The 20,423-nt window shown below is 61.5% G+C and carries 14 protein-coding genes; 6 read left to right on the top strand and 8 right to left on the bottom strand.

The genetic code is table 11. The annotated features are described in order from the left end of the window. Window positions 1-67: 67 nt before the first annotated feature. Window positions 68-2,047, top strand: coding sequence for a bifunctional tRNA (5-methylaminomethyl-2-thiouridine)(34)-methyltransferase MnmD/FAD-dependent 5-carboxymethylaminomethyl-2-thiouridine(34) oxidoreductase MnmC (mnmC, locus tag DK871_RS10430; RefSeq protein ID WP_161904952.1), 1,980 nt, complete (start codon window positions 68-70; stop codon window positions 2,045-2,047). A 35-nt stretch (window positions 2,048-2,082) separates the two neighbouring features. Here the strand turns inward: mnmC and DK871_RS10425 are convergent, their stop codons facing one another. After that, a complete protein-coding gene (locus DK871_RS10425) occupies window positions 2,083-6,897 on the bottom strand; it encodes an NEL-type E3 ubiquitin ligase domain-containing protein (protein WP_161904951.1) in 4,815 nt (1,604 codons plus the stop codon). Between the two features lie 367 nt (window positions 6,898-7,264). Here DK871_RS10425 and DK871_RS10420 point away from each other — a divergent pair, with 367 nt between their 5' ends. The 4 genes from DK871_RS10420 to DK871_RS10405 all read left to right on the top strand — a co-directional run bounded on the left by DK871_RS10420 (window position 7,265) and on the right by DK871_RS10405 (window position 12,436). Next, window positions 7,265-9,037, top strand: a complete 1,773-nt coding sequence (locus DK871_RS10420; protein ID WP_161904950.1) for an N-acetylglutaminylglutamine amidotransferase — start codon at window positions 7,265-7,267, stop codon at window positions 9,035-9,037. 3 nt (window positions 9,038-9,040) lie between these two features. After that, window positions 9,041-10,786 (top strand): N-acetylglutaminylglutamine synthetase, encoded by a 1,746-nt coding sequence (gene ngg / locus DK871_RS10415; RefSeq protein ID WP_161904949.1) that lies wholly within the window; start codon window positions 9,041-9,043, stop codon window positions 10,784-10,786. A gap of 164 nt (window positions 10,787-10,950) precedes the next feature. Then, a complete protein-coding gene (locus DK871_RS10410) occupies window positions 10,951-12,135 on the top strand; it encodes an osmoprotectant NAGGN system M42 family peptidase (protein WP_161904948.1) in 1,185 nt (394 codons plus the stop codon). A gap of 73 nt (window positions 12,136-12,208) precedes the next feature. Next, entirely contained in the window at window positions 12,209-12,436 is a 228-nt protein-coding gene (locus DK871_RS10405; RefSeq protein ID WP_003192759.1) for a YheU family protein, read from the top strand. Window positions 12,437-12,449: 13 nt separating this feature from the next. Here the strand turns inward: DK871_RS10405 and csrA are convergent, their stop codons facing one another. After that, window positions 12,450-12,653 (bottom strand): carbon storage regulator CsrA, encoded by a 204-nt coding sequence (gene csrA / locus DK871_RS10400; protein WP_161904947.1) that lies wholly within the window; start codon window positions 12,651-12,653, stop codon window positions 12,450-12,452. A 127-nt stretch (window positions 12,654-12,780) separates the two neighbouring features. Then, window positions 12,781-13,596, bottom strand: a complete 816-nt coding sequence (locus tag DK871_RS10395; protein ID WP_047711466.1) for an SDR family oxidoreductase — start codon at window positions 13,594-13,596, stop codon at window positions 12,781-12,783. Between the two features lie 328 nt (window positions 13,597-13,924). On the opposite strand from DK871_RS10395, the gene DK871_RS10390 reads away from it, so the two are divergent. Beyond that, window positions 13,925-14,077, top strand: coding sequence for a DUF3309 family protein (locus DK871_RS10390; protein WP_003192767.1), 153 nt, complete (start codon window positions 13,925-13,927; stop codon window positions 14,075-14,077). A 168-nt stretch (window positions 14,078-14,245) separates the two neighbouring features. Here the strand turns inward: DK871_RS10390 and DK871_RS10385 are convergent, their stop codons facing one another. The 5 genes from DK871_RS10385 to DK871_RS10365 form a co-directional block, all read right to left on the bottom strand. Further along, window positions 14,246-16,333 carry an LTA synthase family protein gene (locus DK871_RS10385; RefSeq protein ID WP_161904946.1) on the bottom strand — a complete coding sequence of 696 codons (2,088 nt, stop codon included), beginning with the start codon at window positions 16,331-16,333 and terminating at the stop codon, window positions 14,246-14,248. 409 nt (window positions 16,334-16,742) lie between these two features. Next, window positions 16,743-16,934, bottom strand: a complete 192-nt coding sequence (locus tag DK871_RS10380) for a PLDc N-terminal domain-containing protein (protein WP_003192770.1) — start codon at window positions 16,932-16,934, stop codon at window positions 16,743-16,745. A 67-nt stretch (window positions 16,935-17,001) separates the two neighbouring features. Continuing rightward, on the bottom strand, window positions 17,002-17,532 hold the full coding sequence (locus tag DK871_RS10375) for a hypothetical protein (protein ID WP_161904945.1): 531 nt from the start codon (window positions 17,530-17,532) through the stop codon (window positions 17,002-17,004). 41 nt (window positions 17,533-17,573) lie between these two features. Beyond that, complete coding sequence (locus tag DK871_RS10370; RefSeq protein WP_161904944.1) at window positions 17,574-18,089, bottom strand: ankyrin repeat domain-containing protein; 516 nt, start codon at window positions 18,087-18,089, stop codon at window positions 17,574-17,576. Window positions 18,090-18,195: 106 nt separating this feature from the next. Next, window positions 18,196-20,022 carry a long-chain-acyl-CoA synthetase gene (locus DK871_RS10365; protein WP_161904943.1) on the bottom strand — a complete coding sequence of 609 codons (1,827 nt, stop codon included), beginning with the start codon at window positions 20,020-20,022 and terminating at the stop codon, window positions 18,196-18,198. Window positions 20,023-20,423: the final 401 nt, after the last annotated feature.

Genomic DNA, 20,423 nt, shown 5'->3' with positions numbered 1-20,423 from the left:
ATTCAACGCCTGTTGATCGGCTAGAATGGCCGCCTTGTCTTTGCCCGCTTTCACTTTATGAGCCGCCATGAACCCCATCACCCACGCCCAGCTCGACTGGGATGATCAAGGCCGCCCGCATTCGCGGGTATTCGACGACGTGTATTTCTCCGACCAGTCGGGCCTGGAAGAAACCCGCTACGTGTTCCTGGAGCAGAACCGCTTGCAGGAACGCTTCACGGCCTTGCCGGCAGATGGGCGACTGGTGATTGGTGAGACCGGCTTCGGCACCGGCTTGAATTTCCTTTGCGCCTGGCAGTTGTTCGAACAGCACGCGGTGGCCGGTGCGCGGCTGCACTTTGTCAGCGTGGAAAAATACCCCCTCAGCCATGTCGACCTGCAACGTGCCCTCGCCCTCTGGCCCGAACTGCATCCCTTTGCCGAGCAACTGCTGGCGCACTACATTGCCATCCACCAGGGCTTCCAGCGCCTGGTACTGGACAACGGCCGCGTGACCCTGACCCTGTTGATCGGCGATGCGCTGGAACAGTTGCCGCAACTGGACGCCCAAATCGATGCGTGGTTTCTCGACGGGTTCGCTCCGGCGAAAAACCCCGACATGTGGACCGCAGAGCTGTTCGCTGAGCTAGCGCGCCTGGCAGCCCCGGGCTCGACCATCAGCACCTTCACCAGCACCGGCTGGGTACGCCGGCTGATCAATGCCGCCGGGTTCAAGATGAAACGCACGCCGGGCATCGGGCATAAATGGGAGATCCTGCGTGGGGAGTTTGTCGGTTGGCCCGAGGGTACGCCCAGGCCCGCCGCCACCGCCCCTTGGTTCGCCCGCCCGTCACCGCACGCGGGCGAGCGCCGCGCCCTGGTGATCGGCGGTGGGCTGGCCGGTTGTGGCACGGCGGCCAGCCTGGCGGAACGGGGTTGGCAGGTGTGCTTGCTGGAGCGTCACACCGCCCTGGCGCAGGAGGCATCTGGCAACCCGCAAGGCGTGCTGTACCTGAAGCTGTCAGCCCACGGCACGACGCTGTCGCAGTTGATCGTCAGCGGCTTTGGCTACACCCGTCGGCTGCTTGAGCATCTGCAACGCGGCGTCGATTGGGATGCCTGCGGTGTGCTGCAACTGGCCTTCAATGCCAAGGAGGCCGAGCGCCAGGCCCAACTGGCCAAGGCCTTCGCGCCGGACCTGCTGCACCTGGTGGACGCGGCCCAGGCCCAGGTCCACGCCAATATTCCACTGGAGCTGGGCGGGTTGTTCTTCCCCGAAGGCGGCTGGGTACATCCGCCAGCCTTGTGTGCCTGGCAAGCCCGACACCCGCATATCGACGTGCGTTTGCATCAGGAGGCGCTGACGCTGCAACGTGTGGAGGGCCAATGGCAGGCGTGGGACGGCGACACGCAGGTGGCCGAGGCGCCGGTGGTGATACTGGCCGGCGCCGCCGAGATCAAGCGTTTCCCTTTCAGTGCCGCGCTGCCGCTCAAGCGCATTCGTGGGCAAATCACGCGCTTGGCGCAAACCGCCGAAAGCCAGCCGCTGAGCACGGTGGTGTGCGCTCAAGGTTATGTGGCGCCGGCACGGTTGGGTGAACATACCCTGGGCGCCAGTTTTGATTTCAACAGTGACGACCTCACGCCCACCCTCGCCGAACACGCCGACAACCTGGAGATGCTGCGGGAAATCTCCCCGACGCTGCTGCACGCCCTGCACCCCGACACAGCCGCGCTGGACGCCCTGGAAGGCCGCGCCGCCTTCCGTTGCACCAGCCCCGACTACCTGCCGATTGTCGGCCCACTGGCCGATGCCGAAGCGTTCGCCCAGGCCTACGCGATTCTGGCACGGGATGCCCGACAAGTCCCCCAGGCGCCCTGCCCCTGGCTGGAGGGCGTGTATATCAACAGTGGCCACGGCTCGCGCGGCCTGATCACCGCGCCGTTATCAGCGCAACTGCTGGCGGCATGGCTGGACAACGAACCGCTGCCCTTGCCCGTCAGCGTGGCACAGGCCTGCCACCCGAACCGATTTGCCTTGCGCGAGTTGATTCGGCGCAAGGCGTAAAAAGAAGCGCTGTACTGTGGCGAGGAAGGTGTCGGCTAGCGGATCTCACACACGCCCAACTCGTCAGCGCGCATCGCGGCCAGGGTCAAGTGTTGCAGCTCGGCGTCTTCGGCTACTTTCTGTTGCGCCAGAATGCTGTCCATGCGCGAACGGTAGATCGCATCACTGAGCGTGTCGCGCTGGTCGAACACCTCTTGCATACGCGTCGCAAAGGGCTCGTAGAGGTCCGAAAAGCGCGTAGCGTACGCGCGCTTGAGATAGTCGGTCCAGAACGGCAATTCATTGAGGAACCGCAACAGCGCGGGCGACACTTCCGCCGCCTTGACCTGAATTTCGGCATCGCTCAACACCGCCGGCGTCACGCCACTCAAGCGGGCATAGCGCATATGCCGGGGTTGGCCCGGCAGATAGAAACGGCTCGCCAAGCCGGTACGAAAGGCGAGGCTGACCTCCAAGGGATCGGTGCCCGGATGGTTCAGGCTGTGATTGAATGCAATACGCTCCAGGCGATCAAGCCGGTATAAGCCCCGCCCCAATGCCAACAATGGCCGTGCGGCGAGTTGCCCGCCCTCCATCTGTTTACGCGCATCGCTGATTTCTACCAATATTTCCAGAGCGCTGAAGCTCACTGCCGCACCATCATCACAGTTGAAAGGCGTGGCGGCGCGCTCAAACACTTCCTCAGCCAGATCAGCGCGCCGGCTGCTCGCCTCAAGCACACGCCATACCCGCTGCGCCATGTCTTCACGTACATACTCGCTGTCGGCAGACCCGCGCAGTTCGGCCAACAGTTTGAACAGCCCATCACTGCGCGGCTCGTCCTTGAGCATTTGCCATATCGCCTCTTTACGGGGGGAGTCCGCCAACCTCGAATCAGGCATCCACACCGCCCGCGCGGCCTGCTCGTTCAGGCGCGCGATATCATCTTCATAGAAGCCCATGCCCACACCGTGCTGGCGCCGGTAATCGAAGACTTTTCTGCTCGCCCCAGCCGACAACGGGTTGTGGCGCACATTAATGACCTGGGTCCTTTCCCGGCTCGCCTCGAACAGCCAGGCGGGCAGTTCGGTGATATCGTTCTGGCGCAGGTCAACATTTTCCAGGTAAGGCAAGCGCCACAGGTTTTCGGGAAAGGCCTTGAGCTTGCACTCACGCAAAATCAATTGGCGCAAATCAAGCAGGTGGTCCACCAGAGGCGGGTCGATCAACGGGTTGCCCGACAGGTTGAGTAACTTCAGTTGTCGCAAGTCCGCCAGTTTGGTACGCGTATAGGCCGTCAGCACCAGTTGATTGCCATTCAGGTACAACGATTCCAGTTGCGGCATGCGCGAGAGGATTTCTGGCAGGCGCGTCAAACGGTTGCCCGACAGGTCCAGGGACTTGAGCCCGGGGAAATGCTTGAGAAAGTAGGCCACACCATCACCGGCCCTGGTGTTTTTCAGGCTCAGGTAATGCACATGTTCGAAATTGATCTCGGCTGGCAAGGTCGGCAGCGACCCGCCGAGCATCTCGTCGAGTGACAACCGCGACGCTTCACCGACGTCGCTCATGCGTCGCCAGCAGGCTTCAAGCCGTTGAGCAATTATCTTGCGACTCAGACGTGCCTGCGCCAAGGAGCCTGCGACTTTCGCCAGCGCTGCTTCATCGCTGCGCCAGGCAGCCAGCACCGAGCGCAAGGTTTCATAGCGTTGCCGCAGCGCCTTGAGCGCTTGCGCACGGGCCAGATGATCAACCCCCAAGGCTTGGATAAAGCTAGAAGCCTGGGCATCATCGAACAGGGGAAAGAGCTTTTTCGTCTTGCGCATCAGTGCTGGCGGCTGTGGCGCGACGACGGGAGGAGCGGCCTGCACGCATCCCTCGCGCCACGCCGGCAAGGGTTCAGCAGACGCCTGGCGCAGATAGCGTGCGACACCCGCGCGCTCATCATTGACCAACCAACGCAACTTCAATTGCAGCTTCACGGCCCCCCGCTCACCGGTATCGTAGATGCCCAGGTCGGTGCGCTGTGCAGCCGACAACGTATTGAGCAGTGCCTGGTAAAAACCCTGCGGGCCAGGTATCGGATCGTGCAAGGCAACGCCACGCTCATCGAATGCCTGATAGCCTCGCGAAGATTTGATCACTTTGCGCACAACGCTGGCCGTTGCACTTTCCTGTTTGCCAAGCAAAGCGCCTTCAAGGGCCTCGCTGTGCAACTGCAAGCGCATTTGCGCCGGCCAGCCCGGTAACTTGCCGAGCAAGGCAATCGCCAAGCGTTCGGTGGACTCGTTCGCCAGCTGCGGCAGATAAAACCCCGCCACGGCGCGGTCTTCGTGCAGCACGTCCAGCACCTGCCCTGTGCGCTGTGCCAGGCGCAGGGGCACGCGACGCGTAGTATCAAGGTGCAGGCGCTCAAGCGAAGACGCCTGGGCGACTAGCTCCTGGGCCATTGCTGTCGGCAGCTGCGGGAAGTGATGCTTGAGCACGGCAGCGGCGCCACGGGGCAACGGTTCGGTGTGGGTATAAAGCTGCTCGAACAACGCACCATAGTGCTCCCTGACAACCGCGAGCAGGCGGGCCGACAAGACCTTTTGCGCCTCATCAGGCTTGACGTTCACTCCCAGCAACGCCTCGCGCTCTTCGTCACTCAAGGCATCGAGCAAGGTTGGCATCAGGCGCCCGTTGTTGATCTGCTGTTCGCTGATGTGAATGCTCAAGTCTTCGTAGTCAAACGGAGCCGTGTCTGGAAACCGTCGAAGCAGGTCGCCGTGCTCGTCCAGCAGCTCGAAAAAACGCCCTTGCGGCCAGCCTTTCAACAGCGGCAAGGCAAGCATTTGCAGGCGTGCGGTCGCAGGATCGGTGTGGCTCTGAAATTGCAACTGCCAGATCAAGTCACGGATCAGTTGCTCCTGTCGCCAGCGCACCACACTGTCGCGCACGCGTTGCGGCAAGGCCTGGTTGCGCTCGACCAGTTGCCGCAGCCAGGGTAAATGGCTGTCGGTGGTGCTGATGATTTCATCCAATCGCCCCTCCGGCAGCGATTTCAGGCCAGGCGCCAGACGTTCAAGCACATAGGCCGCACTCTGCCACTGATCGACTTGCTCGGACTGATGGCGCCAACCGCCAAGACCGTTGTGCTCCAGCAACGGGCTGTAAGCGCTCTCACGTGACGGATGAGCCACACGCCAGCGGCCAAGCGCGGGGTCGAAAAAGACGCGGTAAAACGCCCCGTCAACCTGGGCATAAGAGCGTCCCCTATGTTGATAGATCCCCCGGTAGCTCGGCGTGGCCAGGACTTCGTCAGCCATGGTGTGCTGATAGGGGCGCAGGTCACGCCGCCAGAGTCGCGGGCCGCCGCTCGGCGATTGCACCGCCTCAAACTGCTCGAAGAAGTCCGCGGACAACTGCGGCGTACGCGTGAACAGTGACCCCACGACCTTGCTCCCCGCCGCCAGCAGCAGCATTGACCCCACCCCTTCGGCCACATTGAACAAATGCTCCAGCGCCTCGGTCTTGCGTTGATGCCGCCAATCCTCAACGCCTTCATAAACTTCACCGAGCAACTGCCCGACGCCCACTCCCAGCATCAGTTGGCCCAGGCCCGGTACAAAAAAACCAGCGATATTGGCCAAGGTCAATCCCAGCTCCACATACCGTTCCAGCAATGCCTTACGCGCCGCTTCGTCCACTTCCTTCACGGGCACCGCCAGCACCCTGGCATCCAGTTGCGCCTTGCCTACATACACATCGAAGAAAAACCGCGAAAGGCTGACGGTAACCGACACCGGCTCCAGGCTCTGCACAGCGTCACGGGTATCGAAGCGCAGGAAAAAATCCGGGCGCTCGGACTCATCCAGGTAGCCTTTGAAAAACTCGCGATACGCGGGCACCTGCAGTTTGGAGGACAGGTAGCGTTGGAAACCTTCGAGGGTGTCGTATTCGAACCAGGGGCGCTCCGGCTCGTTAGGCATGTAGACCACGCAATGCCCCGTAGGCAGGCTGTGTGTCGCGCCGCCGGAAAACACCAGCACACTCCAGGTACAAGCCTCATCGACATTCAGCCCCTGCCAGGTCAGCGGCAGCCCGTCCATCAGCAGATGCTTGATCGGCGGGGTGTCGCCATTGATCCTGAGCAGCCTGGTCAACAGCGCACTGGTGTCCTTGCTTACATGCCCCTTGCCCAGAGCCATGTGCAGGTCCAGACGCATGTCGCACAGCTTGAGCTGGCCCACGTCCCGCTCCACCGGGTTGTACAGATTGGCACTCGACACGTCGGTCGGTGCCGGCAGATCGAACACCTCACGCAGATGGCGTTGATAGGCGCTGCCCAAATCCAGTTCGCGGCAATAGCGTACAAATTCGAGCGCGCTGATGGAGTCGACCTCCAGGCCGGTGGCGGCGCTGCGTATCAACGCGCCAATCGCCAGGCCATTGGCCTCGGCGCGGGCGGCGCTGAAGTTTTGCATGGCGGCTTGCAGCAGCGTGTGTTTGACGAGGGTGACAGTCACCGACATCGGCCCGATCAGGTCGGGGTTCACATTCGTCATTTCGCGATGCGGGATTTCCAGCACATCCTGGCGCACATCCAGTGTGTGCCCCTTGGACAGCAGAAAGGCTTCAAGGCGCTCCATACAGAACGCATCAAGAGGCTCCAAGGCTTGCAGCCGTGCGCTCACGCTGTCTTGCAGCGGCCCTTTGAGCCCATGGGCGCGCCAGATGTGCACGCGCGTTTCGGGGTCGGCCTGTACCAGCCAAACGGGCAGGGCCTCCTGGAGCGCCTGGGAAATATCCAGGTCCTGGGTCATTTCAAGTAATTTGGGCGGCAGCTGCGCGCGCAGTGGCGGGCTGAGTATTTCGCTTATCTGCGGCATGCGCGCTCCCTGGGCCACAGCCCACCGCACCGGCGCTTTCCATGATCGTGATGCATTGATGACCTTCCTTGATGGCACTGACTATTGACGCTCCACCATAAGCCCGGCGCGACCGTCGAAGGGTTTGAATAGTCGCTGGGTTCGCCCCGTTAACCACCTGGAATTCGCACTCGATTGGCATTTATGTACCGCCCTTTCCAGGCATGCCACGCCGGCCGGCAGATTGAGGCCGGGCCATTAGCCATATTTTCCTTATAACTTATCGTTCTAAAACTCCCTGGTTTTGCCTGGGTCAGTTTCTGGGTACGCGCCCTTTTGGCGTATTGAGTGTTGACCCCTCCCCAACGGAAAAACCGGTAAGGAACTTATGTGTGGATTAGCTGGCGAGTTACGCTTTGATCATCAACCTGCCGACCTGGCAGCCGTAGAACGCATCACCCATCACCTCGCCCCCCGTGGCCCCGACGCCTGGGGTTTTCATGCCCAAGGGCCGATTGCCCTGGGCCACCGACGCCTGAAAATCATGGACCTGTCGGACGGCTCCGCCCAGCCGATGGTCGACGCCCATCTGGGGTTGTCCCTGGCCTTCAATGGCGCCATCTATAATTTCCCGGAGCTGCGCCAAGAGCTGGAAGCCCTGGGTTACGCCTTCTATTCCGGTGGCGACACCGAAGTGTTGCTCAAGGGTTATCACGCTTGGGGCGAAGCGTTGCTGCCCAAGCTCAACGGTATGTTCGCCTTTGCCATTTGGGAGCGTGATGCCCAGCGCCTGTTCATCGCCCGCGACCGTCTGGGGGTCAAACCTCTGTACCTGTCGCGCACCGGCCAGCGCCTGCGCTTTGCCTCAGCACTGCCCGCGTTGCTCAAGGGCGGTGACATCAACCCGATCCTCGATCCGGTCGCCCTCAACCACTACCTGAATTTCCACGCCGTGGTGCCCGCACCGCGCACGCTGTTGGCGGGTGTGGAAAAACTGCCGCCTGCCTGTTGGATGCGCATCGACGCCAGCGGCAAGACTGAACAGAAAACCTGGTGGACCCTGCCCTACGGCCCCCATAAGGACGAAAAACACCTGACACTGGAAGACTGGACCGACCGCGTGCTCGACAGCACCCGCGAAGCCGTGGCCATTCGCCAACGTGCGGCGGTGGATGTGGGTGTGTTGCTGTCAGGCGGCGTCGACTCGAGCATGCTCGTGGGCCTGCTGCGCGAAGTGGGCGTGGAGGATTTGTCGACCTTCTCCATCGGTTTTGAAGACGCCGGCGGCGAACGTGGCGATGAGTTCCAGTATTCAGACTTGATCGCTAAACACTACGGCACCCATCACCACCAACTGCGCATCGCCGAAAGCGAGATCATCGAGCAACTGCCGGCAGCCTTCCGCGCCATGAGCGAGCCGATGGTCAGCCATGACTGCATCGCTTTCTACCTGCTGTCGCGGGAAGTGGCCAAGCATTGCAAAGTGGTGCAAAGCGGCCAGGGCGCCGATGAGTTGTTCGCCGGTTACCACTGGTACCCGCAAGTGGACGGCGCCAGCGACCCGTATGCGGCCTATCGCGCGGCGTTTTTCGACCGCAGCTACGACGACTACGCGGCTACCGTCGCGCCCAAATGGCTGACCGCCAACGACGCTGCCGGCGACTTCGTGCGCGAGCATTTCGCGATGCCGGGCGCCGACGCGGCGGTGGACAAGGCCTTGCGCCTGGACAGCACGGTGATGCTGGTGGACGACCCGGTCAAACGCGTCGACAACATGACCATGGCCTGGGGCCTGGAAGCGCGCACGCCGTTCCTCGACTACCGCCTGGTGGAACTGTCAGCCCGGGTGCCGGCCAAATTCAAGCTGCCCGACGGTGGCAAACAGGTGCTCAAGGAAGCGGCGCGCCGGGTGATCCCCAGCGAAGTCATCGACCGCAAGAAAGGCTACTTCCCCGTACCCGGCCTCAAGCACCTGCAGGGCGATACCTTGAATTGGGTGCGCGAGTTGCTGCTGGACCCGAGCCAGGACCGTGGGTTGTTCAACCCGGCCATGCTCGACCGCCTGCTCACCGACCCGCAAGGCCAACTGACCCCACTGCGCGGCTCCAAGCTGTGGCAGTTGGCGGCGCTGAACCTGTGGCTGAGCGAACAAGGAATCTGATCCATGAAACCGAATGCCGCGGCTTACAGCCAACGCTTACTCAAAGGCCAGGCGCCGACCTACGAGCGCCTGCAAGCGCGCCTGGCCGAAGATGGCAGCGCCCTGGCCGCCGACCCGATTGCCGTACATTGCGGCTGGGGCCGTTTGTTGATCGGCCACACCTTTCCCGACCCGGCAAGCCTGGCCCAGGAACTGCTCAACGAGCAGCCCGGCGAGCGCGATATCGCCCTGTACGTGGCCGCGCCCCAGCAAATCCTGGGCATTGACCCGCAGCAACTGTTCCTCGATCCGTCCGACACCCTGCGCCTGTGGTTCACCGACTACCGCCCGGCCACCCGCGTGTTTCGCGGCTTTCGTATTCGCCGGGTGCAGAGCGAGGCGGACTGGCAAGCGGTCAACCACCTATACCAGGGCCGCGGGATGCTGCCCGTCGACCCGGAACGCCTCACCCCACGCCATCAAGGCGGCCCGGTGTACTGGCTGGCCGAAGATGAAGACAGCGGCGCGGTGATTGGCAGCGTGATGGGCCTCAACCATCACAAGGCCTTCCACGACCCGGAGAACGGTTGCAGCCTCTGGTGCCTGGCGGTGGACCCGCAATGCACGCGCCCTGGCGTCGGTGAAGTGTTGGTGCGCCACTTGGTGGAGCACTTCATGAGCCGTGGCTTGAGCTACCTGGACTTGTCGGTGCTGCACGATAATCGCCAGGCCAAGAGCCTTTACGCCAAGCTCGGCTTTCGGGCGTTGACCACCTTTGCAATCAAACGCAAGAACGGTATCAACCAGCCGCTGTTTCTAGGCCCGGGGCCCCAGGCGGAGTTCAACCCTTACGCGCGCATCATTGTCGAAGAGGCCCACCGGCGCGGCATTGATGTGCAGGTCGACGATGCCGATGCGGGCCTGTTCACCCTTAGCCACGGCGGGCGTCGCGTGCGTTGCCGTGAGTCCCTGAGCGACTTGACCAGCGCCATCAGCATGACCCTGTGCCAGGACAAGAGCCTGACCCACAAGGTGCTCAAGGCGGCGGGCCTGCAGGTGCCGGTGCAACAGTTGGCGGGCAGTGCCGACGACAACCTGGAGTTTCTCGACGAGCACCAGCGCATCGTGGTCAAGCCGCTGGATGGCGAGCAAGGCCATGGCGTCGCCGTGGATTTGCAGAGCATCGAGGAGGTGCAGCAGGCGATCGAAGCGGCACGCCAGTTCGACAGCCGCGTGTTGCTGGAAAGCTTCCACGAAGGCCTGGACCTGCGCATCCTGGTGATCGGTTTTGAAGTGGTTGCGGCTGCGATTCGTCGCCCCGCCGAGGTGATCGGCGACGGTCAACATTCGATTCGCGCGTTGATCCAGGCGCAAAGCCGTCGCCGCCAGGCAGCCACCGACGGCGAGAGCAAAATCCCGCTGGATGCGGAAACCGAGCGCACCCTCAAAGCCGCAGGCTACGACTACAACAGCATCCTGCCCCGTGGCGTGCAACTGGCCGTGCGACGTACCGCCAACCTGCACACCGGGGGTTGCCTGGAAGATGTCACGGCGATCCTGCACCCGACGCTGGTGGACGCGGCCGTGCGTGCGGCCCGTGCCCTGGATATTCCCATGGTCGGCCTGGACCTGATGGTACCTGCGGCCGACCAGCCAGAGTATGTGTTTATCGAAGCCAACGAACGGGCCGGCTTGGCCAACCATGAACCGCAACCTACGGCTGAGAAGTTTGTGGATTTGTTGTTTCCACACAGTCAGCCGGCTACTTAAGTGATGTGTCGCCTGTACCGGCGCTATCGCGGGCAAGCCCGACTCCCACAGTTGACCGCATTCCAATGTGGGAGCCGGGCTTGCCCGCGATGAGGCCGGGCCAGGCGAAGACGCTCGAACCCCTCATCGAAACCATCGATGCCCTCAACTCATCAGGAGTTTCCATGACCCGAACCATTCCCGAACCCGATCTCGCGTACCTGCAAAAAGTGCTGTTGGAAATGCTCGCCATTCCCAGCCCCACCGGTTTTACCGACACCATCGTGCGCTACGTCGCCGAGCGCCTGGAAGAACTCGGCATACCGTTTGAAATGACCCGGCGCGGCACGATTCGCGCCACCCTCAAGGGCCAGAAAAACAGCCCTGACCGTGCCGTCTCCGCGCACTTGGACACCATCGGCGCCGCCGTACGTGCGATCAAGGACAACGGGCGCCTGACCCTGGCGCCGGTGGGCTGCTGGTCGAGCCGCTTTGCCGAAGGCAGCCGCGTCAGCCTGTTCACCGACAACGGCGTGATTCGCGGCAGCGTGTTGCCGCTGATGGCTTCCGGTCACGCGTTCAACACCGCCGTGGATGAAATGCCGGTGAGCTGGGACCATGTGGAACTGCGCCTGGACGCCTATTGCGCCACGCGTGCTGACTGCGACTCCCTGGGAATCAGCGTGGGTGACTACGTGGCGTTCGACCCGCTGCCCGAGTTCACCGAAAGCGGGCATATCAGCGCCCGCCACTTGGACGACAAAGCCGGCGTCGCCGCCCTGCTCGCTGCGCTCAAGGCCATCGTCGACAGTGGCCAGCCCCTGCTGATCGACTGCCACCCGCTGTTCACCATCACCGAAGAAACCGGCAGTGGCGCAGCGGCCGCCCTGCCCTGGGATGTGAGCGAGTTTGTCGGCATCGATATCGCCCCGGTCGCCCCCGGCCAGCAGTCCAGCGAACATGCGGTGAGCGTAGCCATGCAGGACTCCGGCGGCCCCTACGACTATCACCTGTCCCGCCACTTGCTGCGCCTGGCGTCGGAGAACGAGCTGCCGGTGCGCCGCGATCTGTTCCGCTATTACTTCAGCGATGCGCACTCGGCGGTCACCGCCGGCCATGATATTCGCACGGCGTTGCTGGCCTTCGGTTGTGACGCCACCCATGGCTACGAGCGTACCCATATCGACAGCCTGGCCGCCCTGAGTCGCTTGCTGGGCGCCTACATCCTCAGCCCGCCGGTGTTTGCCAGCGATGCGCAACCGGCCCAGGGCTCCCTGGATCGGTTCAGTCATCAGATCGAGCATGAAACGCAAATGGAGAGCGACACCCGCGTGCCGTCGGTGGACAGCCTGGTCGGCCAGAAGTCCTGACGCGTGTGAGTGGATACTGGCAACAAAGGTCCCGGCACAGTAGCATCGCCGGGACCTGACACCTGAGGCTTGTATGCTGATTCCCTACGATGCACTTGAAGTCGACACCCTGACCCGCCTCATCGAAGACTTCGTCACCCGCGACGGCACCGACAATGGCGACGACACGCCCCTGGAAACCCGCGTGCTGCGCGTACGCCAGGCGCTGACCAAAGGCCAGGCCCTGATCGTCTTCGACCCCGAGAGCGAGCAATGCCAGTTGATGCTCAAGCACGATGTGCCCAAGCATCTGTTCGACTGAAAACCTGCGCCCGCTAAGGGTTGGGCACCGGCACGGGATGGGTCGCCGGCCCCTCGCGCCGGAGAATCTTGCGGTACACCTCGGCGCGGTGCACGTTGACGCCCACCGGCGCCTCGATACCGAATTTCACATGAGTACCGTTCACTTCAAGGATATGTACGGTGATGTCATCGCCAATGGCGATGGCTTCGCCTATGGCACGGCTTAAGACCAGCATGGCGGTTGTCCTTTTCCAGTAACAGGACCTCGACCATGCCCCCTTGGCGCTGGGCCGGCAATGGCTTGCGGGCAAATCAGGCACTGCCTACGCAGGTAGGTAATTTGTCTGACAGACCCCAGCCGAATCAGCCCTTCACAGCCTGCGCCTTGGCGCGCATCTTGTCGGCCATCAGTGTCATTTCGTCATACAGCAGTTGCGGATTTTTCTGTTTCAACGCCCAAGCCATGCGGCCTTGCTCGTGGGGCAGGATCATGAATTCGCCTGCGGCCACGCGCTGGTAAATGTAGTCGGCGATATCCGCCGCCGAGATGGGCGAACTCTCAAGCAGCTTGCCCACTTGGGCCTTCATGGCTGGGGTTGGCCCACGGAAGGAGTCGAGCAGGTTGGTCTGGAAAAACGACGGGCACACCACATGCACGCCCACTTCCTGTTGCTTGAGTTCCACAAGCAGGCTCTCGGACAACGCCACCACGCCTGCCTTGGCCACGTTGTAGTTGCTCATGGCCGGGCCTTGCATCAGCGCGGCCATTGAGGCGATGTTGATGATGCGCCCCTTGCTCTTCTCCAGCAGCGGCAGGAACGCCTTGCAGCCTTTGACGACGCCCATCAGGTTGATTGCGATCTGCCAGTCCCAATCCTCCAGGGACAATTCAGCGAAGAACCCGCCCGAGGCCACGCCGGCGTTGTTGACGATCACATCGATGCCACCGAGCTTCACTTCACAGGCCTGGGCAAAGGCTGTGAGCTGGCTGTAGTCACGCACGTCACAACGCTGGGTAAAACCATCACCGCCCGCCTCGCGAACCTGCTTGAGGGTTTCCTGCAACCCAGGCTCGCTGACATCGGACAACGCCAACTGCCAGCCTTCACGGGCCCAGCGCAGAGCGATTTCGCGACCCAGGCCAGACCCGGCGCCAGTGATCATCATGCGGTTTTGCATAGGAGGTAGCCTTGTGGTTCACGAAGAAGTGACCGGCAGTGTAGCGAAGGTTTTTGCTCTACCCACGCACCATCAGGGTGATGAATGCCCCAGGCAAACCGCGGGCTCGGTAGCAGCCGCGCGCATAGACTAAGTTCAATTTTTTTCAACTAATTAGTTCAAGTTGCGTACGCGTTAAAAGAAATAAGCGACGCATCAAAATGTTTTATAAAAACAATGAATTTTCTACGAAGCGGCAGAGTCGGAATGGGTAAGGCGTCCCACTGTGCATGGACGAACCAACGGTTAAACAGCCGGTTTTTGCAAAGAACCTATAAGGAACAAAACCATGAGCCTCATTCTGATTATTATCCTGATCCTCCTGCTGGTCGGTGGCCTGCCGGTGTTCCCGCACTCGCGTAACTGGGGTTATGGACCGTCGGGTATCCTGGGTGTGGTACTGGTTGTTCTGCTGGTGCTGTTGTTGCTCGGCAAGATATAAACGCCGCGGTTTTGTAGGAGCGAGCTTGCTCGCGAAACACTTGCAGGCGCCGCGTTTATTCAGGACGCGCGCGTTATCGTTGAGGTTCTTCGCGAGCAAGCTCGCTCCTACAATTGAGAGGCAAAAAAAAGAGGCCTTCTAGAAGGCCTCTTTTTTATTGCCGGTCAGTTAGTCCGGCTTACCGTCCACCACACCTGCGGTGTTATCCAGCAGGCTCTTGGTCGCGGTTTGCAGGAACGACTCGAGTTTCTGCTTGAGTGCGGCTTCGTCCGGCGAATCAGGAATCACCTTGCCAGTCGGCTCGGCGCCCAGGGTGTATTCCCACAACTTGGGTGGCATTTCCTTGGGCAATACCAGTACGCGGTCGCCGGTGAGCAAGGCCACGGTCTGGTCGCTGCCCGATGGCTTGATCACGCCGAAACCTTTATCACCTTCCGGCAGGTTCAGCAGGTCACGGCCCCAGCACTGGTGCAAGGTGTCGCCGCCCAGGCGGCCCATGATGGTGGGCACGATGTCGATCTGGGTGCCCACGGTGTGGTCACGCTCACCGAACTTCTCACGCATGCCCGGTGCGATCATCAGCATCGGCACGTTGAAGCGGCCCAGGTCCATCTCGGTAATCTGCTGCTCGTTGCCGAAGCCGTGGTCACCGACGATCACGAACAGGGTTTCCTTGAAGTACGGCTCCTTGCGGGCCTTTTCAAAGAACTGGCCCAGGGCCCAGTCGGAGTAGCGCATGGCCGTCAAATGCTCGTTGAGGCTGCCACGGTCGGTGACTTTCTCAACCGGCAATGGGGTCGGCAACGCATACGGCGTGTGGTTGGACAGGGTTTGCAGCAGTGCGTAGAACGGCTTGCCACCTTCGCGCGCCTTCAGTTCTTCCAGGCCACGGTTGAACATGTCCTGGTCGGACACGCCCCACGTCGGGTCGGAGAACACCGGGTTGACGAAGTCATTGCGGCCGATGAAGTTGGTCATGCCCTGATTGCTGAAGAAGCCCGACTGGTTGTCCCAGGCGAAATCGCCGTTGTAGACATACACGTCGTCGAAATCACGCGCGCTGAGCAACTGCGGCAGGCCCGACAGCTTGTGGCTGCCTTCCGGGGTCTGCATCAGGTATTCGAAACCCGGCAGGTTCGGGAAGCAGGCCATGGTGGCGAACATACCCTGGTGGGTGTGGGTGCCGTTGGAGAAGAAGCGGTCGAACAGCAGGCCCTCTTGGGTCAGCTTGTCGAAGTACGGGGTGATATTGCCTGGACGCCCCAATGCGCCTACCGAGTGACCGGCGAAGCTTTCCATCAGGATGACCACGACGTTCTTGATCGGCAGGGTTTTCTCGGCCGGTGGCGTGAAGTCACGGCGTACGGCAGCGGTGTCGGTGTCTACCAGCTTCTCTTGCGGCAGCACCAGCATGTCGCGCACGGTCTGGGTGGCCAGCGGTTGTTCCAGAGTGGCCTTCCAGATATTGGCGCGGTCTTCACCAAAGCGCGCCTTGGCCGCCGCGATCAGCGACAAGGTGCCATTGAGGCCCAACTGGTTGGCGAAGTTCGAATCGGTGGTGTAGACGTCACCCCAACGCAGCGGTGGCCCCTGGCGCAGGGTGCCACGGATGGCGACCACGGCAACCAGCAGGCAGACCATGAACACTGCGATGCGGCTGTACCACGGCGCCACCTGGCGCGTGCTGATCGTGCCACCGCTGAACGGGCCCCGTGGGCGCGTTGCGCGGTCAGCGCCCTTGAAGGCCATGCTCAGGATCAGCGTGCCCACGGCCCAGGCCAGCAGGTAACGCACCACCGGGAAACCGTACCAGAGCATGCTCATCACGGTTTTCGGGTCTTCCTTCACATACTGGAAGACCAGGCCGTTTAGGCGCTGGTGAAATTCGCGGTAGAAATCCATCTCCATCAGGCCAAGGAACAGTGCGATGCTGGACACAACGGTCAGCCACAAACGGAAGAAGCCTCGCGCCGCCATGGCCCGTACGCTGAACACAGCCAGCAGCAGCGGGACCAGCGCGTACGTCACAAAGCGAATGTCGAAGCGGGTGCCGTTGACGAACGCTTCCAGGAACGTCGAGGCCGGCGTATCCAGGATCATCTCGCGGTTGTAGACCAGCAACGCCAGGCGCAGCAGGGAGAACATCACCATCATGACCAGTGCGCAGAGCAGCGTGTACGCCAGATGGGATTTGACGGTCGGTTGCAGCAGGCGATTTGAAGCTCGCTGCTGATTCAGGGCGTCCGGGTTTGCCATGTCGTTTTAGGACCCATTGGAAGTTGAAGTTGCGAAATAATGCAGTGGCGTCCGTCCCTCGCCCAGGCTGGCTGGGGTAGGCGGTTAACGCGGTGGCACAAATGGTGCCCGATCAAGGCCGGCAAGGCTATTAATTACTGAACGTAAGGCACGGCCCTGCCTTTAAGGGCACTGGAGATAGAGCCCTGGCAGCCGGTTAAAGCCGGCGAATTGTCTTGGATGGGATGTGAAAATTTCGTGCGGCGAATAGTTTCGACACACAAATCTGCTTAATGCTGTGAAACCCCCTGTGGGAGCTGGCTTGCCGGCGATGGCGGTGTGTCAGCTTGCATTGTTTCGGTTGACACACCGCAATCGCAGGCAAGCCAGCTCCCACATTGAGGGTGCCCACCGCAAATCGAGTGGGTCGTCAGATCCGCACGTTACCGCGCGGCCCGGCGATAGCCCAGATGATCAGGCCCAGCACGGGCAACAGCAGGATCAACAGGATCCACAGCACTTTGGCGCCGGTGCTGGCGCCGCTTTTAAACACGTTGATGATCGCCCAGATGTCCAGCGCGAGGATGATCAGGCCAATCAGGCTATTAAACGTGGAACCCATGGTGTCGCTCCTAAGTGAGGGCATGCCCTTGTAGGATAGTCAGCCTTGGCGGGGGTTCCGTTTTATTTCAGACGTGTACGGCAATCTTCAAGGCTTCCAACGACGGCTCGGCCTTGATGCCGACTTCGGCACACAGTTCCAGCACCCGGGGCAGGTCGTTGCCGAACACCAGCACCGCCTGGATCTCGTCGTCCAGCAACTGGCTGAAATTCACCAGCACATAACCGCCGTCTTCCGGGCTCAGGGCGCTCATCTGGATCTGGATGCGGTTCAGCGCGGTCAGGTCTTCGGTCTTGGCCAGTTGCTTGGGCTTGAGGTTGAACGCCACACCCGGACCGAACGAGGCGACGATCTGGGCAAACAGGTCGCCATAGGTATCAGCCTGGAACAACACCGTGTCCGGCAAGCTACCCACCACCACCCACTCTCCCAGAGCGATCGGGAAACTGTCGTCGTAGTTGATATCCGGGTTGGCCGCCAGGAACGCCGCCGGGTCCGCATAGGCCTGGGCCGCTTCGTCGGCGATACGCGCTACTTCGTCCGCACCCATGACGCCGGCGCTGATTTTGCTGATGAGTTCGACGAGGGCGGTTTTCATGGGGCGATCCTGTAGCGGGCAAGTTTTGAAGGGCGCGTAGCCTACACCAGTTTCTGCAACTGCGCCGCCGTATCCACCGCGCCCATGGTCTGCGCCGCGGCCAGTGCCGTTGCGCCTTGTGCATCAGTGGCCTTGGGGTTTGCGCCTTTAGCGAGCAGGTAATCAACCATCTCAACGCGGTTGAACATCGCCGCCATCATCAAGGCCGTACGCCCGTCCGAGGAGGCCGCGTCAATCGGCGTACCGCCTTCGATCAATGCCTGGACCACCGGCAGGTTACCTTTGAACGCCGCACCGGCAATCGGCAATTGGTTCTTGTCGTTGGCGATCAGGGGGTCGGCCTTGAACTCCAGCAGCACTTTGACCGCCTCGGCATGGCCGTGGTACGCCGCGAGCATCAACAAGGTGTCACCATTGTGATTACGAAAATTGGCCGGCAGGCCTTTCGCCAACAATGCGGCGAGCATGGCGGCGTCGCCGTGACGGGCGACGTCGAAGACTTGCTCGGCAAATTCGGCGGCTTCGTCTTCGGTCATTTGTTTAGGCTGATCTGACATGGGGGCTCCTTGCTGAGGCGACTGACATAACTGTTTAAGGCGCCCAGTGTCGCGAGGGAGTTCCCCGGTGTCATGGCTTTTTTGTCAAAAGCCACCATAGCCAGAATCAATAACGGAAGTGGCCGCCCTGGATCTGCGCCAGCAATTGCCCGGTCACCGGCACATAGCTGTCCGAACCCGGCAACCAGGCGTAGACCGGATCATTGCCAGCCTTGTCCGGGTCGAACCCTTGCTCCTTGAGCTTTACTTTCTGGTACTTGAACGTACCGGTGGTTTCCATCTTCACCTTGATCCGCAAAAACAACGGCACCGCATAAGGGGGCAACTGGCCGTGGGCGAACTGCAGCAGTTCGCGCATATCCAGGCTGGCCAGGGATTCGCTGGGGGTGATGGCGACCATGCCGGCGCGGCCGTTGGTGTTGTCGATCTCGACGCCATAGGCCACCACTTCAGCGATCTGCGGGTGTTGCAGCAAGACATTTTCCACTTCGGTGGTCGAGACATTTTCGCCCTTCCAGCGATAGGTGTCCCCCAGGCGATCGACAAATTGCGCATGGCCGAAACCGATACTGCGCACCAGGTCGCCGGTGTTGAAATAGCGATCGCCTTTTTCGAACACGTCGGTCAGTACCACCTTGCGGTTCTTTTCCGGGTCGGTGTAACCGTCGAAGGGCGACTTATCATCAATGCGCGCCAATAACAGGCCCTGCCCGCCGGTGGGCACCCTGACCATGAACCCATCGCTGCCGCGCAGTGGTTCACCGGTGTCATGGGCGTAGTCCACCAGCGCCCAGTGCTGCAGGCAAAAGCCGATGGTGTTGTCAAAATTCAGTATGTTGGTAAAGCCGATATTGCCGTCGCTGGCGGCATACAGCTCGCAGATATGCTCCACACCATAACGCTGTTTGAACTGCGCCCACACACCAGGACGCAAGCCGTTGCCGACCATTTTGGTCACGTGATTATCGCGGTCCTGCGCACTCGCGGGCTGGTCGAGCAGATAGCGGCACAGCTCACCGACATAGCCCAGGGTGGTCGCCTTGAACTTGCGCGCGTCATCCCAGAACTGGCTGGCGCTGAATTTGCGCCGGATGGCAAAGCCGGACGCGCCGATAATCGCCGCCCCCCAGCACACACACAGGCCGGTGGCGTGGTACAGCGGCAAGGTGCAATAGAGGACGTCCTGGGGCCCCATGTCCAGGGCGATGCTGCCGAAGCTCACGGCGGTTTTGGTCCAGCGCCCGTGCTTCATGATGCCGGCCTTGGGCAGGCCAGTGGTGCCGGAGGTGTAGATATAAAAGCAGGGATCGTGGAGGAAAATCTGCGCGGAGCTCGCCGGGTTGTCCACCGGGCTTTCGGCACTCGCGGCCATCAGGTCGATATAGCCATCGGGTACTGCACTGCCGGGCTGATCGGCCACGAACCAGGTGCGCTCGGCCGGGATCTGCACTTGTTCGCGCACCGCCGCGTAAGGGCTCAGCAATTCGGCACCGACCACAATGGCAACCGGGTTGACCAGGGTCAGGCTGTGTACCAGCGCCCCTTGGGTTTGCGCAGTATTCAGCATGGCGCAGATGCCGCCCAGTTTGGCCACGGCCAGCACGTTGAGCAACAACTCGGGGCGATTCTCGATAAACAGCGCCACCACGTCGCCCTTGCCGATGCCCTGGGCCTGCAGGTGGTGGGCAAGGCGGTTAGCGCGCTGATTGGCGTCGCGGTAGCTGATCACGTTGTCCCCATAGAGCAGGGCAGCACCCTCAGGGTTGCGCAAGGCGGCTTGTTCGAAATGCCAGCCCAGGCCGCAGGGTTGCCTGGGGTCGGTGACGTTGGCCGCGCGCATGCCGCGCACCACGCGTGGGAGGGCCCGAACGATGGCAGGCACCTTTCGCAACATCATGCGCCAGGTGATCATGTCGTTTTGCTGGTGAGTCATGGCGGGACGTCCTTTTTCTTATTCTTGGTCGGGTTCAGGTACATCGACTGGTGTAGCGGAAAGTACGTCAGCGGTTCTTTGGCTGTACATGCGGGATTTGAAAAGTTTTGTATCCCGTGGCGACCGAACAGACGATGCGTATCTCCCTGCCGCCCTGCGCTCCAACTGTGGGAGCTGGCTTGCCTGCGATGACGGCCCGCCAGCCGACGCCTGTCTACCTGACACCCTGCGAGCAAAGTGTGAGAGCGGGCTTGCTCGCGAAGGCGGTGTGGCAGTCAACACCGTTGGATTGTGTACATATCCATTGCTGCGGTAACGGCCACCTAGGGTTCCGCTTTTACAGCGGGTCACTTTTGGAAAAGAGCCCCAAAAGTAACCAAAAGGGCTCTTGCCCCACCACT

It is taken from the genome of Pseudomonas sp. L13 (genome assembly GCF_009935965.1).
Lineage (GTDB): Bacteria > Pseudomonadota > Gammaproteobacteria > Pseudomonadales > Pseudomonadaceae > Aquipseudomonas > Aquipseudomonas lactis.
Note: the sequence above shows the minus strand (reverse complement) of the source record. Positions and strands in the feature narration are given on the sequence as shown.

Coding starts and splice junctions, on each gene's coding strand:
- mnmC (WP_161904952.1), top strand. CDS start 68: ATGAACCCCATCACCCACGCCCAGCTCGACTGGGATGATCAAGGCCGC.
- DK871_RS10425 (WP_161904951.1), bottom strand. CDS start 6,897: ATGCCGCAGATAAGCGAAATACTCAGCCCGCCACTGCGCGCGCAGCTG.
- DK871_RS10420 (WP_161904950.1), top strand. CDS start 7,265: ATGTGTGGATTAGCTGGCGAGTTACGCTTTGATCATCAACCTGCCGAC.
- ngg (WP_161904949.1), top strand. CDS start 9,041: ATGAAACCGAATGCCGCGGCTTACAGCCAACGCTTACTCAAAGGCCAG.
- DK871_RS10410 (WP_161904948.1), top strand. CDS start 10,951: ATGACCCGAACCATTCCCGAACCCGATCTCGCGTACCTGCAAAAAGTG.
- DK871_RS10405 (WP_003192759.1), top strand. CDS start 12,209: ATGCTGATTCCCTACGATGCACTTGAAGTCGACACCCTGACCCGCCTC.
- csrA (WP_161904947.1), bottom strand. CDS start 12,653: ATGCTGGTCTTAAGCCGTGCCATAGGCGAAGCCATCGCCATTGGCGAT.
- DK871_RS10395 (WP_047711466.1), bottom strand. CDS start 13,596: ATGCAAAACCGCATGATGATCACTGGCGCCGGGTCTGGCCTGGGTCGC.
- DK871_RS10390 (WP_003192767.1), top strand. CDS start 13,925: ATGAGCCTCATTCTGATTATTATCCTGATCCTCCTGCTGGTCGGTGGC.
- DK871_RS10385 (WP_161904946.1), bottom strand. CDS start 16,333: ATGGCAAACCCGGACGCCCTGAATCAGCAGCGAGCTTCAAATCGCCTG.
- DK871_RS10380 (WP_003192770.1), bottom strand. CDS start 16,934: ATGGGTTCCACGTTTAATAGCCTGATTGGCCTGATCATCCTCGCGCTG.
- DK871_RS10375 (WP_161904945.1), bottom strand. CDS start 17,532: ATGAAAACCGCCCTCGTCGAACTCATCAGCAAAATCAGCGCCGGCGTC.
- DK871_RS10370 (WP_161904944.1), bottom strand. CDS start 18,089: ATGTCAGATCAGCCTAAACAAATGACCGAAGACGAAGCCGCCGAATTT.
- DK871_RS10365 (WP_161904943.1), bottom strand. CDS start 20,022: ATGACTCACCAGCAAAACGACATGATCACCTGGCGCATGATGTTGCGA.